The organism is Paenibacillus aestuarii (assembly GCF_027789125.1).
GTDB lineage: Bacteria > Bacillota > Bacilli > Paenibacillales > NBRC-103111 > Paenibacillus_E > Paenibacillus_E aestuarii.
Map to the genome: position 1 here is coordinate 293563 of NZ_JAQFVF010000027.1, position 13900 is coordinate 307462.

The following is a 13900-nucleotide window of genomic DNA, read 5'->3' on the forward strand; positions in this document are numbered from 1 at the left end:
TGAGGAGGAAGCCCTATGCAAGTGGCAAGGAAAATAATTTCGTTATGTTTAAGTTGTTGTCTATTGTTTAGCTTGCTGTCGATGGCACTGGCAAAGCCCGTTGATGCCAAAACCGTCAGGGTGGCGGCGATCACTTCGCTGAGCGGGCAGGTCACGGTGAAAAAAGGCGGCGGCTCCCAAGTGTACGATGCGTATCTGGACATGAGCTTAAATCAAGGCGACACCATTATGACCGGAGCGGATGCTTCGGTGAAGCTGGATCTCAGCAATGGCGACGCGGACATTACACTTGGGGCCAATGCGGAGGTAAATGTCTCTGATTTGAATACGTCAGGCGGCAGCAAGAAGTCCAAGCTCAAAATATGGGCGGGAGCGCTGTGGGTGAAAGTCAAATCGCTGGTCGGCTCGGATGACGAGTTTGAAGTAGAGACGCCGACGGCGGTTATGGGTGTGCGCGGAACGCAATTTTTCGTCGGAGTTGACCCTGTTACAGGGCAAATCAAAATGGCTGTAGGCGCAGGAAAGGTTTCAGCTTCGACGGTTACAACCGGTTCGGACAACCGTCAAACGGTGCAAATTACATATCTGTACCCGACACAGCAGATTGCCCTTGATGCTCGCGATGAGGTGCAGGACTTGTCGTTAAAAGTCCAAATGGTCGATTTGGCAGCGTTCATTCAATCGGCATCCCCAGAAGTAATCAAAGCGATCATTGAGAATAAAGCGGCTATTGATAAGGAGAACGATGCTTTCATTGCCAATAAAAGGAAAGAATTGGAATCGGGTGGCTTGGTTCCTGACGGCACTTCCTTATATGCGCCTGATCTGGCTGCGCTGGATAAAGTGAAGGCGAATTTGGACAATCTGGTGGGCAATATTGCGAAGCAAGCGGTTAGCAGCAGTAAAATCAGCAAGGCGGACATGGATAAACTCGTGGCGCAGACGAACGGGAAAATGAGCCCGACAGACCGCAAGCTCGTTCTGGACGATGTCCAGGACTTGGATAAGACTGCCGGTGTGGATCCAGAGCTGGAGAAGCGGAAGCAAGAAGCTTTGAAGAAGCTTGAGGCCGAGAAGTTGGCCAAACAGACGGCTGAGCAGCAAAAGCTGGCCGAGCTCAAGAAGCAGCTCGAAGCTCAGCTGAAAGCGGCGGAAGAAGCTAAGCAGAAAGCGGAAGAGGCGAGTAAGAAAGCGGAAGCCGAAGCGAAGGCGAAAGCGGAGGCAGAGCTGAAGAAGTCGATGTCTGATATAGAGAAGAAGGCGTACGACGAGGCGAAAAATGGCGGGAGCACGGCTCCTGTAACTGGCGGTGGCAGTGGTGGCAGCAGTGGCGGTGGCGGGAACGATCCGGGAACTCCGGCAAAACCTGCTCCGAGCGTAACGCTAAGCCGGTCGTCCACTGGTAGCAACAATTTTAACTTAAATGTTCAAATGAGTGATTTTGGTACGGAACATGCGCTGTATGCGGTTGAAGTTCATCTGCAGTATGCGCAAAGGCTTCATGGGCAGCAATACGGCATCTATACGAGCGTAGGTCAAAATAAGGAAGTGACTGTAAGCCATGAGGGCAGTGGCCGTATTTTCCAGACAGACACAAGTGTAGAGAGTGCTTATGATTATACAACCAATGATACTAGTGCCAACGTGGCTAATCATGAATTGATTTATACTGTGACGAACTTCGGTTCAGGGTCATCGGAAATTTCGTTCAGCGGGACGAAGACGCTGGTTAGCATTCCGTTTTCATTTTATGGGCCTGTGGCTGAAGATGCGTTAAAGACAATGAAAGTCGGCTATATCAAACTTGTGAAAAAAGACGGTTCGGAAGCAGCGACAGTCACAGTCGTACCCTTGAACATTCAAGGTTGAGCGCTTCCGCAATGACCGAACGAAAGGGGAGCACGATGAAATCTTTTAAATATATCCTTATCCCGTCGCTGGTTGCTGTAGTATGCCTGGCCGGTTCGCCAGTCTCGGCAGCCTCGGCTGCCTCGACGGCTAGCTTATCCGGAGATGCTTTGCTGACCGGTAGCGGCCGGATCATGGCGGATGTCACGACACTCGCTGGGATCGGCGATTTTGACGCGAAAGACGGCGATGCCCTAGACGCAGCGTTCAGAGCGCCGAGCGGCATCCTGCAGTTGGCGGATGGCAGTATCCTGGTCGCTGATTCGCGCAATCAGACGATACGGAGAATCGCGAATGGCCAGGTGACAACTTATGCCGGACCTGCACTCCCCGTGGCCACGAACAGCCTAGGATTTCCGAAGGGCTACCTGCTGGACGGCAAGTCGTCGGCAGCGTTCTTCGACACCCCGACTGGGCTTTCTGCCGATGCCAAAGGGCAAGTCTATGTGGCTGATGCGGGCAACAATGCGATTCGCAAGATCGATGCCAATGGCCAGGTGACAACTTTGGCGGGCAGCGGTGTCTTGGGAAATGAAGACGGGCAAGGGGGCAAGGCGACGTTCAACCATCCAAGCGATGTGGCGGTCGCCCCAGACGGGACGGTCTACGTGGCGGATACGCTCAATCATCTGATCCGCAAAATCACGCCGAACGGGGCGGTCACGACGCTGAACGCGGCTTCGACTAGAGCTGTTCAAGTTCGTCCGGGCGAGGCTGCGTTTGCCGGAGATTATGAGGATGGCCCGCTATCTGCGGCGAAGTTCAATGAACCGTCCGGCTTGGCTTTGGACAGTCAAGGAAATCTGTTCGTCAGCGATGCGGGCAATCAGTGCATTCGGTATATCGATTTGCAAACGAATACCGTTACAACGCTTGCCGGCAAGCCGGCGTTCGCGAATGGCAGTTCCATTTATGGCAAAAATGAACTGTACGCTCCAGGTGATTATACCGACGGTGCTGCGCTGCAAGCCAGGTTTGATTACCCTAAAGGCTTGGCGGTTACGTCCGAAGGCGGCTTGCTGATTGCTGACAGCTTGAACCATGCGATCCGTTATTTGTTCCACGGTCAAGTCACGACAATTGCCGGAACGATGCAAACTGGGGAAGCGGACGGTGTGGAGCAAGCGGCTTCGTTCTATGCACCGACGGATGTGCTGGTGACAGCGCAGGGCAATATTGTGGCAGCGGATACGCTAAATAACAAAATCCGTGTCATCAGCCCGTATCATTTGCCGCAGGATCTGGCAGCGGATGATCAGGTGAAGGTCGTGAACGGCCATACGCGGATTCAATTCGATGCGCAGCCGGAAATTCGCGATGGACGCACGATGGTGCCAGTGCGCGCAATCAGTGAAGCTTTTGGCTATGAAGTGAAATATGTGCAGCGTGAAGGCGGAGCGGTTGTGCAGTTGATCAAAGGCGACGTAACCGTCGAGCTGACGATCGGTCAGACCGGTGTGATGCGTAAGCAAGGGAACAGCCTAGAGAAGACTCAGGAAACCGATGCGGCGCCTTACGTGAAAGAAGGACGCACCTTCGTGCCGGTTCGTTTCTTTGCCGAGCAAATCGGCTTGAATGTGCAGTGGGATGCGCCTCATCGGACGGCCATTTTGCGTACAAATTCGTACTTGGATTAAGTGGATACACTTGCAAAAGCTGCTTCTAGGTAGGAAGGACTACCTTTGGGGGCAGCTTTTTTGTGCCTTCATTTCGTGGTAAATTTAGCCGATAATACGGGGAGAAGATCCATTTAAGGAGGCGTGCTGGTTGAAAAAGAACCGATATGAAGACCAGTTGGAGCGATTTTTCCAGCATAATCCAGTCGAAGATCCCTTGTATTTAAAACGCTACGTGAAAGAGCATCCTGATCATAAAATGGCTTGGTACCTCTTGGGCCGAGAGTATGCGGCACAGGGCAAAGAGGGCAAAGCGGCATATTGTTTTGCGCAGTCAGGAGAAATTTACGAAGCTTTCGAGAAGCAAAAAATTGTCGTGGAGGGACCGGATTCTCCCGCAATAGAGAAGGCGGCGCGGGCCGGGCGCGGCAAATTTGGGCGCAGAGGCAAGCGGGTGGCTTTGCTGGCAATGCTGCTGCCGTTCCTTCTGCTGGGCCCCATCGTCCCGGCGAGTGACAAACACTCGCCGAGGGGAGGGACGCCTTCGGAGCCGGCGAATGCAGTTGGCGCAGTGGCTTCAAGCGCTCTGCCGCTTCAAGAGGATGCAGCCAAGCTTAAGCTATATTATCCGGAAGGGGCGTGGGGAACACTGCTGCAGCGCATTCTCACGGCTCCGCATGAAGCGGCAGGTGAGGCGGTTATCCTGCAGGCTCCCAAGAGCGCTGACGGCGCTTGGGAGGAGTGGAATAAGGCGGTGAGGCCGCTGCTCTCCATCGCACGTGGTGGCAGCGATGCGTCGGCGGCAACGCTCAGCTATTACAATGCCCAGCTGTGCGGCTGCCAGGCTGCGGACAGTGCGCCGCTGCTGCCGGCCGTCGAGAGCTGGGTGCAGGAGCGCGAGCAGGCGGCGGTCCTGCAGAGCGCCATTGCGGCGTACCGGCAGAAGAGCGGAACGCTGCCGCAGCAGCCGGAGCAGCTGGCCCAGGCCTACCCGGACAACTTGTTGCCCGGGTTGACGCCGGCCATGCAGGCGATGTTTCCGCAAGCGCTGAAGGTGGCGCAGGCTGGCGGACCGGCGCGGGGCGCCGAGCAGGCCGCGCAGCCGCCTGCGGCTGAGCCTGGCGCAGCGGCTGGGGCTGAGGCAGCAGCAGCTGCCCAGGGCCGGGCGAGCGCCGCTCCTTTGTCGGAGCCGCTGCGCATCCTTGTCGATACCGACAAGCATCGCTTGGCGCTCGTGAGCGGCAACTTCCTCATCCGCAGCTACCCTGTCGGATTAGGCGGGGAGAAGACGCCGGAGGGCGATTTTGTGATCAGCGAGAAAGTGCGGAATCCCAATGGTAAGTCCAATGGGGAGTTTGGCAGCCGCGGCATGACGCTCTCCGATACGCTGTATGCGATTCACGGCACGAACAAGCCGTCGAGCATTGGCAAAGATGAGTCGCATGGCTGCATTCGGATGAAACAGGCGGACGTCGAGGAGCTGTATGACATGGTTCCGGCGCAAACGAAGGTGACGATCGGCAAAGGGATTGTGCCGGATGCGCCGGAAGGTGACGGGGATGGCAGCGGTGCCGGGCGGGGGAATCCGGCGCAGGCCTTTAAGCTTCCGCTGCAAACGACCGACAGCAACCCGAACAAAGTTTACAAGTGGTTGGATTAAGGTGGATGCGGCGTGGATGGCAGCCTGAGCGGTTTTACCGTAAGAAGGGGCGCTCAGCAGGCGGTGATAGGTCGGAGCGGCTGCAGTCCGACTTTGCCGAATTGGAGCAGATCGGCGGCAAGGCGTAGCAGCTGTAGCTCGATTTTGCCGAACTACAACCTGCTTATCGCCCGTCAACGCTCAATTTCAGCTCTCCAAGCAGGCAGAATCGGACTGCAGCGCCTTTATCGCAATATAAGCTGCTTCCAATTGTGCAAAACCTGACTGCAGAGATTTCGCCTAGTGAGGCGCAGCTGACTAATACGACTGACCTGCACATCTCGAAGAACGAACGGGCTGAGGCCCGCAAGCTAAGGTTAAACAACAAAAGGCTCCAGCAAAAGGAGCCTTGACAACAAAATAGAAAGCGATTACAATTTTCTTTGTGAAGGATTTGATCGTTTTATTCGAAGTTATTTGTTTAAAACGAGCAGTATGCTCATCACAATGATGATAAGTAACATGACAGAAGCAGTCCAGATGATCGCTTTTTTGTTGACTTCATCTTTCGGTTTACGTGTCGCTACAACGGGTTTGCGTTTGGGCATGGGATCGCCTACTTCCTGATAAATTGGGCTTATGCCTCTATCTTATCATAACTAGAACCAATCATTGAATATGAATATTTATGCGGATGCGAAAAATCATAGGTTGACGACCATGTCATTTTATTGTAATATTTAATCACACAAGTGAAATAAAACAATTTAATATGTCAGTTTTAATAACATGTTACCGCAAGGGCATTAGTTATTGAAGAGCGCTTTATATCTTCTATAACTATGCCCTTTTTTATTTTCCCATTGATCCTGCTTGAAAGGGGTTGGTCGCACGCGGATTTGATCGACATGGCTTAAGCTTAGTAACCCTAGAAAGAGAAAAGGTTCCACCAGAATTTATTAAAAAAAGGGAGAAGATGGACACATGAATATGAAAAAATGGTCTACAATGGGCTTGGCTGCATCGATGGTTCTCGTAGCTGCCGGCTGCGGCAAAACAGCTGCGCCAGCATCTGAAACTACTAAACCGGCTGCTTCGACAGCGCCTACAGCTGCGGCTACGGCTGCTGCTTCTGCGGCTCCTACCGCTGCTGCTGCAAAAAAATTAACGGGTGATTTCGAAATTCAATACTTTGTCGGCGGTTACGGCGACAAATGGTGGAAAAAAGTTATTGCTGACTTCCAGGCAGCAAACCCAGATTTGAAAATTAAAGAAAGTGCGGGACCAAAAATCAACGAACAAATGAAACCCCGTTGGATCGCTGGTAACCCACCTGATTTCGTATATATCGATGGTCCTGAGCTGTTCGACCGTCAAATGGTTACAGACGGCTTGCTTGAAGATTTGACTGAATGGTACAAAGATGCGAAAAACGTCGACGGTGACAAAATCTCCGATTTGCTCGCTCAACAGCCGCCGCAATATGATGGCAAAATCTATAACATTCCTTTCGTCTTGAACTCATGGGGTATCTTCTACGATAAAGCCCTGTTCAAAGACAAAGGCTGGGCGGAGCCGAAAGATTTTGAAGACTTCATGAAACAGAGCGAAGCGATCAAAGCTGCCGGCATTAATCCATTTATCCATACTGGTAAATACCCTTACTACATCAACGGCGCGTTCCTGTTCCCAGCGATCGTGTCGGCGAACAATAACGATTACAAGCTGCTGCAAGATATGGCAAACAATAACCCGGAAGCTTGGAAGAACCCGGCTATTCTGAAAGGCTTGGACAAAATCGTGCAAATGCGCGACAAGGGATTCATTGATAAAGCATCCGTACAAATCAACCACACGGATTCCCAATCCTTGTTCCTGCAGCATAAAGACGCCTTCATCCCGAACGGACTGTGGCTGCCGAACGAAATGGCGAAAGACGTTCCACAAGGCTTCGATTTCGGCTTCATTCCATCCATTACGCAAGATAAAGGCGGCAAAGTGGTAGCTAACACATCTACAGCAACATTCGCTATCGCGAAAAAAGCGAAGAACAAAGATGCAGCGAAAGCGTTTATGCAATTCGTATTTGCTAAAGCGCAAGCTGGTCAATGGGCTGAGCTGAGCGGTGCGCCTTCCAACATCAAAGGTGACATCAGCTCTTCCAAAGCGCCTAACTTCGTTAAGGATGCTGCGAAATACCTGTCCTCCAGCGACACAGTAGTCGTTCCAACGGTTTCCTTCGCTGCAGACGTGGATAAAGCGATGCAAGATGCTACCGTCGCGCTCACGATCGGCACGATTACACCGCAAGAGTGGGTTAAACGTGTATCTGACGTTGTAGCTAAGCAGAAGAAGTAAATCTTAGAGAGACAGCGCGGAGGATAAGTGAGGCTGCCCGCCTTACTTGTTCTCCGCAATTTTACTGATAGGACGGTGAAGAGAGAATGAAGACTAGCTCAAAAAAGTTGAGCAGAAACCTGTTCATTGCTTCGTTCATCATTCCGACATTTTTGTTCTTCTGCTTGTTTACAGTATACCCTGTCATACAGGCACTCCAAAAATCGTTGTATGATTGGTCGGGGATGTCAGAAAACAGTAAGTTTATCGGTTTTGACAACTTTAAAGACATGTTCAATGACCCTATTATTTGGACAGCCATTGGCAATGATTATTTTCTCGTTGTCGGCAAAGTCATTGGGATCATGCTGTTGGCGACATTTTTCGCCGTAGCGTTAACCCGGTTTAGATTACGCAGCGCCGGATTTTTTCGAGCGATTTTCTTTATCCCGAATGTCATCTCCGTCGTCGTTATCGGCGTGCTTTGGAACTTCATTTATAACCCGCAAATCGGCTTTCTGAACGCGTTCTTAGCGCTCTTCACGGGAAGTAAAGTAGACATTACTTGGCTGGGCTTTCCCAAACATACGATTTGGATGCTTTTGCCGCCTACCATTTGGGCAGGTATCGGTTTTTATATGATCCTGATGATTGCCGCAATCGTGAATATTCCTGCTTCTTATTATGAAGCAGCTAATATAGACGGAGCGGGTCAATGGTCGCAATTCCGCAACATCACCATGCCGCTCATCTGGGAGCAAATTAAAGTTTCAATTATTAATATCGTTATCACGACATTGAACGGATCGTTCGTTATTGTGCAGTTGATGACCAATGGCGGGCAGCCCGACAATACCACGCATGTTATGGGATCTTATCTGTATCGGATGGCCTTTCAACAGTATCACTTCGGCTACGGAGCCGCCATCGGCGTGGCGATCCTGATCATTTCCCTGATTACGACGCTTATTCTGCAGCGGATCATGCGTCAGGAAACGATCGAAATGCATTAATGCCGTCAACGAACAGGATACGGGGAAGGAGACCATACATATGGCGATTAAAAATCCGTTAGCCAAGCTCATCATCTGGGTCGTACTTCTGATATGGGGTATTGCCGTTATTTATCCGCTCTTGTGGACACTGCTCGACGCTTTGAAAAATAATGAGCAGTTTTTCCTGAATATGCCATGGGCGCTGCCGAAGTTTCCGCTACTGTGGTCAAACTTTAGCTATGTCTGGACCAAGTACAATTTTAGCACCTACTTTTTAAATTCCATTGTCGTGACGGTCGGCAGTACGCTCTTAGGGATGATTTTGTCTGCGATGACGGCCTACATTCTCGCCAGATACGAGTTCAAAGGCAGCAATGTGCTGTTCACCATCTACGTCGCTTCGATGATGATTCCGTTCGCGCTCGCCTTAATCCCATTATTTTTCTTGCTGAACGATCTGCAACTGGTGAACACGTGGCTGGGCTTGATTCTCGTCTATGCGGCGCTGAACCTGCCATTCGGGATCTTCCTCCTGGTCGGCTTCTATAAGTCTCTGCCAAAAGAAATCGAAGAGGCGGCGATCATCGACGGCACCTCGCATTACGGAACGTTTTTTCGGGTGATGCTGCCTTTATCGCAGCCGGGGCTGATCACAGTGATGATCACAAATATGCTGAATAACTGGAATGAGTACTTTCTCGGGGTCGTTCTCACGAATGAACCTACCAAATACACGCTGCCGATCGGACTTGCGGTGATGCAAGCGGAGATGCAGTATCGCGTCGAGTGGGGACCACTGTTCGCGGGACTGCTCATCACGACGCTGCCTACGCTGGTGATCTACATTGTTTTCCAGCGGCAGATTGCGAGCGGTATTACAGCAGGGGCTGTAAAATAAGCTTGTTTTTCGAGAAAAAACACCTTATCCTAGAGGATTTTATCCTTTCGGGAAGGTGTTCTTTCTACTATAATTGGTGATAAACAGAGGCAAACAAGATTCGGCCAAACTTGTGAGCATAACTAGGTGAACTTAGATGAAATTAATGTATATTCTGCAGAAAATCGGACGTTCCTTAATGATTCCTATCGCGGTGCTGCCGGCAGCATCAATCCTTTTGCGCATTGGTAAAATGAAATTCGACGACCCGCTGCTCATCCAGTTAGCGCAGATTTTTGAATCTGGCGGCAGCGCGATTTTTGATCACTTGCCGTTGATCTTCGCAGTCGGCATCGCCATCGGACTGACCTCGGGCGACGGCATTGCCGCACTCGCGGCGACGGTCGGATATCTGGTCTTCGACAACGTCCTGAAGCATTTCCAGGCAGGGACGGATGCGGCGGACCAGCTGGATATGGGGGTGCTCGGCGGGATGCTGGTCGGCATGCTGTCCGCCACATTTTTCGAGCGGTTCCAACATGTGCAGCTGCCGAAATCGCTAGGTTTTTTTGGCGGCAAGCGATTTGTTCCCTTGATTACAGCCTTGGCAATGGTGCTGCTTGGCGCTGTTATGGGGTTGATCTGGCCCCCTGTGCAGAAGGGGATCAGCTCGATCGGTCTGTGGATCGTGGAGAATGGCAATGCCGGCGTATTCATCTACGGATTTATGAACCGGCTGCTCATTCCTACCGGACTTCATCATATCATTAATAATATCGCGTGGTTCCAGATCGGCGATTACGTCACACCAACTGGCAAAGTATTCCATGGGGATATTTCGAGATTTTTTGCCGGAGATCCGGATGCGGGGATGTTTACGACAGGATTTTATCCGGTATTCATGTTCGGCTTGCCGGCTGCAGCGTTTGCAATGATCCGTGGTGCTTCCCTAGCGAATCGGCCCATTTTTGTACCACTGATGCTCAGTGCCAGCTTGACCAGCTTTCTGACAGGGATTACGGAGCCTATTGAATTTGCCTTTATGTTCGTGGCCCCGGGGCTTTATGTCATTCACGCCTTCCTCACTGGGATTTCTATGATAATAATGGAAATTTTGCATGTGAAGATGGGGTTTGGCTTCTCGGCGGGCTTCATCGATTTCGTACTTAATTGGAATATATCCACCAAACCATTATGGGTGATAGTTGTTGGTTTCGGCTATTTCTTCCTATATTACTTTACATTTCGCGCCTATTTGCACTTCTTCCCAATGAAGCTTCCCGGCCGTGAAGAGGCGCAGGATCAGGAACAGGCGGAAGAGCGGGTCCCCACCGAAGATACCAAGGAACTGCGGATCTTGAATATTCTCCAGCAAATCGGCGGACCTTCGAATATTATCTCTGTTGATGCATGCATTACACGGCTTCGGCTGCTGGTCAAAGAGGATCAGCAAATCATCGATAACGAGCTGAAGCAGCTCGGCGCCATCGGCGTGATCAGGCTGGGCAAAGGCAACGTCCATATTGTCTTCGGAACGGAATCCGAACAAATTCGCGAAAGCATACGGCCATTGCTTCAGGCTTACAAACAGAAATCAGGACAGGCCTAAGATCTCGGAGGTGTCTTATGATTGTACGGACTATTGTGCATGTGCTATCGCATAATGTAGTGATGGCGCATCTCTCAACAGGTAAAAATTCTATCGCTTTCGGCAAAGGCATCGGCTTCAAAAAAACGCCAGGCATGGCTATCGCCGAGATTGATGTCACACAGGAATTTTTACTGCATACGTCCGAGGTGCTTAAAAATTACGAGCAAATCTTAAATGCAGTTGATGTGAAAATTATCGGCATCACCGAGGAAGTTATCGCCTATGCGCAAAGCATGCTGGAAGGCGCCTTCTCCGAGACGATTCACGCATCGCTGGTCGATCATATTAATTTTGCGGTGGAAAGGCAAAAGCGCGGCATTTTCATCACGAACCCATTCGCCTATGAAATTCAGTACATGTATCCGGAGGAGTACAAAGTTGCCAAGAAGTCGGTTGATTTCCTCAACGAGCATCTGGACGTGAAGCTTCCCGAAGACGAAGTCGCTTATCTGGCGATGCACTTCAACGGTGCGAGAAAGAAAGAGCAAGCCTCCGACTCCTTGGCTGTCGTCAGGGTCGTGTCGCAGACGATTGAAGCGGCGAAGGAACTTGGCTTTAACTTTGATGATTCCTTTTCAACACTGCGCTTCATCAGTCATTTGAAGGGGTTAATCGAACGGGTGAAGCACAAGAAGACGCTGCAAAACACGCTGCTTGCCAAAATCAAAGAGGAGTACGGAGACACCTACGTCAAAGCGAAAGTTCTTTCGCTGCTGCTGACCGATTCGCTGCAAATGGAAGTGCCTGATGATGAAGCTGGATACTTGACGATGCATCTGGAGCGTTTGCTGCAGCGATCGGAAGCCTAATAGCTCATATTCTTTTCTCAATCCCTTGCGGCCTTATGGATGCGGGGATTTTTCATTTGAAGTTGGCTGCTGCGATTGCATAATTAGACATTGTCAGCTAAACTGTCTGTTAGAGTCTTTAGAGAACGGAGTGCATGGACATGCTGTATAAGAAGTTAGCAAAACCCGTCTTGTTCAAGATGGACCCAGAGAAAGCGCATCATCTTACGATTGACGGACTGAGCACAGTAGGTGCTGTTCCCGGAGGGAAGCAGCTCCTGAAATCGATGTATGGCGTTCCCTATTCGCCGATGATGGCGCAGCAATTATGGGAAATCGAATTCACGAATCCAATCGGACTTGCTGCCGGTTTAGATAAGAACGCCAAGGCGGTACCAGGATTTTCGCAGCTGGGATTTGGTTTTATGGAAGTCGGCACGATTACGCCGAAGCCGCAAGCCGGCAATGAGCAGCCGCGTTTGTTCCGCTTACCGGTGGACGAGGCGCTGATCAACCGCATGGGCTTCAACAATGTCGGTGTGGCCGAAATGGCCCGCAATCTGCAGAAGAGCGGCAAGCGGGACATTCCTGTGGCCATCAACATCGGGAAAAATAAAGTGACGCCGAATGAGCAGGCGGAAGAGGATTATCGCGCATGTATTCAAGCTTTGTATACTTATGGGGACTTCTTCGTGGTGAATATCAGCTCACCAAATACGCCGGATTTGCGTAATTTACAGCATGGGAATGATTTGTGCAGATTACTGGATGCGGTAATGGATGAGATGCAGATTCAAATGGAAAAGCATCGCCATCCGGGTAAACCAGTCCTGGTGAAGATCGCACCGGATCTGACGGATGAAGAGCTGGAAATGACAGCCAGAACGATCAAGGAAAGCGGCGTATCGGGCATCATTGCCACGAATACGACGTTAAGTCGTGCTGGCCTTCGTCATCCGAATAAAGATCAAGCAGGCGGCCTTAGCGGCAAGCCGTTAACGAAGCGGTCGACAGAAGTAATTCGTCGCATTTATCAACTGACGGAAGGAAAGCTGCCGATCATCGGATCGGGCGGGATCTTCACCGCGCAGGATGCTTACGATAAAATCAGGGCCGGCGCGAGTCTGGTTGAGGTGTACTCGGCGCTCATCTACGAAGGGCCTGAGCTTCTCCGTCGTTTGAATGAAGGGCTTCAACAATTACTTAAGCGGGATGGCTTTACACATATTTCCCAGGCAATCGGCGCAGATCAGAAGTGACTTCATTTGGAATGGAGGACAAATAGATGGATGGACGAGACTGGAAAAAGTTTCTTCTGCCTTATGAGCAAGCAGTGGAAGAATTGAAAGTGAAATTTAAGACGCTTCGCGGCGAACTCAAAGCGAGGGACGAATATTCCCCCATTGAATTTGTTACGGGACGTGTGAAGAAGATTTCCAGCGTGTTGGATAAAGCCAAGCGGCTTAACGTTCCGATGGATCAGCTGGAATCGGGCATTGAGGATATCGCCGGCATTCGCATCATGTGCCAATTCGAGGAAGATATTGTGCGACTGGCTGAATCGGTCCGAGCTAGACAAGATATGAGCATTGTCTATGAGAAAGATTATATTACGAATAAAAAGCCAAGCGGCTACCGCAGCTTTCATATTATTATTGAATATCCGGTGCAAACGGCCTTGGGCATGAAGCGCATTTTAGCTGAAATTCAAATCCGTACGCTGGCCATGAATTTTTGGGCGACGATTGAGCATTCCTTAAATTATAAATATAAAGAGAAACTGCCTGAGGACGTGCGGATACGGCTTAGCAGGGCTGCAGAAGCTGCGTACATCCTCGATCAGGAAATGTCGAATATTCGCGGGGAGATTGTCGAAGCGCAAAAAATGTTCGAGGATAACTCGAATCTGGTGAATCGGGTGTTGAACAGCATACAAGGACTTTACTTCTATCATCGTGTCCGGGAAGCGGCCCAGTTCCAACTGCGTTTTAATGAAATCTGGGAAGCTGAAGACACCTGGGCTCTAACTGAGCTGTTGAATGAAATTGAGACGGCGATTTCCAGAGCGAAAAAAGGAGACCAGCCCTAA

The 13900-nt window shown here is 50.6% G+C and carries 12 protein-coding genes; 11 read left to right on the top strand and 1 reads right to left on the bottom strand.

The features are described 5' to 3' along the window. Positions 1-15: 15 nt before the first annotated feature. The 4 genes from O9139_RS13945 (at position 16) to O9139_RS13960 (ending at position 5312) form a co-directional block, all read left to right on the top strand. A complete protein-coding gene (locus O9139_RS13945; protein ID WP_270880086.1) occupies positions 16-1869 on the top strand; it encodes a FecR domain-containing protein in 1854 nt (617 codons plus the stop codon). Between the two features lie 35 nt (positions 1870-1904). After that, a complete protein-coding gene (locus O9139_RS13950; RefSeq protein WP_270880087.1) occupies positions 1905-3545 on the top strand; it encodes a stalk domain-containing protein in 1641 nt (546 codons plus the stop codon). 238 nt (positions 3546-3783) lie between these two features. After that, positions 3784-5184, top strand: coding sequence for a L,D-transpeptidase (locus tag O9139_RS13955; RefSeq protein WP_408638363.1), 1401 nt, complete (start codon positions 3784-3786; stop codon positions 5182-5184). 5 nt (positions 5185-5189) lie between these two features. Next, positions 5190-5312, top strand: coding sequence for a hypothetical protein (locus O9139_RS13960; protein WP_270880089.1), 123 nt, complete (start codon positions 5190-5192; stop codon positions 5310-5312). Positions 5313-5636: 324 nt separating this feature from the next. Here O9139_RS13960 and O9139_RS13965 read toward each other — a convergent pair whose 3' ends face one another. Further along, the gene (locus O9139_RS13965; RefSeq protein ID WP_270880090.1) at positions 5637-5771 is read right to left on the bottom strand and encodes a hypothetical protein; all 135 of its coding nucleotides are present in this window, start codon (positions 5769-5771) and stop codon (positions 5637-5639) included. 376 nt (positions 5772-6147) lie between these two features. Here O9139_RS13965 and O9139_RS13970 point away from each other — a divergent pair, with 376 nt between their 5' ends. From O9139_RS13970 to O9139_RS14000, 7 genes are all read left to right on the top strand, one after another. Then, entirely contained in the window at positions 6148-7521 is a 1374-nt protein-coding gene (locus tag O9139_RS13970) for an ABC transporter substrate-binding protein (protein ID WP_270880091.1), read from the top strand. An 86-nt stretch (positions 7522-7607) separates the two neighbouring features. Next, the gene (locus O9139_RS13975) at positions 7608-8513 is read left to right on the top strand and encodes a carbohydrate ABC transporter permease (protein ID WP_270880092.1); all 906 of its coding nucleotides are present in this window, start codon (positions 7608-7610) and stop codon (positions 8511-8513) included. Between the two features lie 40 nt (positions 8514-8553). Beyond that, entirely contained in the window at positions 8554-9393 is an 840-nt protein-coding gene (locus tag O9139_RS13980) for a carbohydrate ABC transporter permease (RefSeq protein WP_333742634.1), read from the top strand. A 136-nt stretch (positions 9394-9529) separates the two neighbouring features. Beyond that, positions 9530-10981 (top strand): PTS transporter subunit EIIC, encoded by a 1452-nt coding sequence (locus O9139_RS13985; protein WP_270880093.1) that lies wholly within the window; start codon positions 9530-9532, stop codon positions 10979-10981. 17 nt (positions 10982-10998) lie between these two features. Beyond that, complete coding sequence (locus O9139_RS13990; protein WP_270880094.1) at positions 10999-11832, top strand: PRD domain-containing protein; 834 nt, start codon at positions 10999-11001, stop codon at positions 11830-11832. Positions 11833-11972: 140 nt separating this feature from the next. Further along, positions 11973-13070 carry a quinone-dependent dihydroorotate dehydrogenase gene (locus tag O9139_RS13995; protein ID WP_270880095.1) on the top strand — a complete coding sequence of 366 codons (1098 nt, stop codon included), beginning with the start codon at positions 11973-11975 and terminating at the stop codon, positions 13068-13070. A 26-nt stretch (positions 13071-13096) separates the two neighbouring features. Further along, entirely contained in the window at positions 13097-13900 is an 804-nt protein-coding gene (locus O9139_RS14000; RefSeq protein WP_270880096.1) for a GTP pyrophosphokinase, read from the top strand.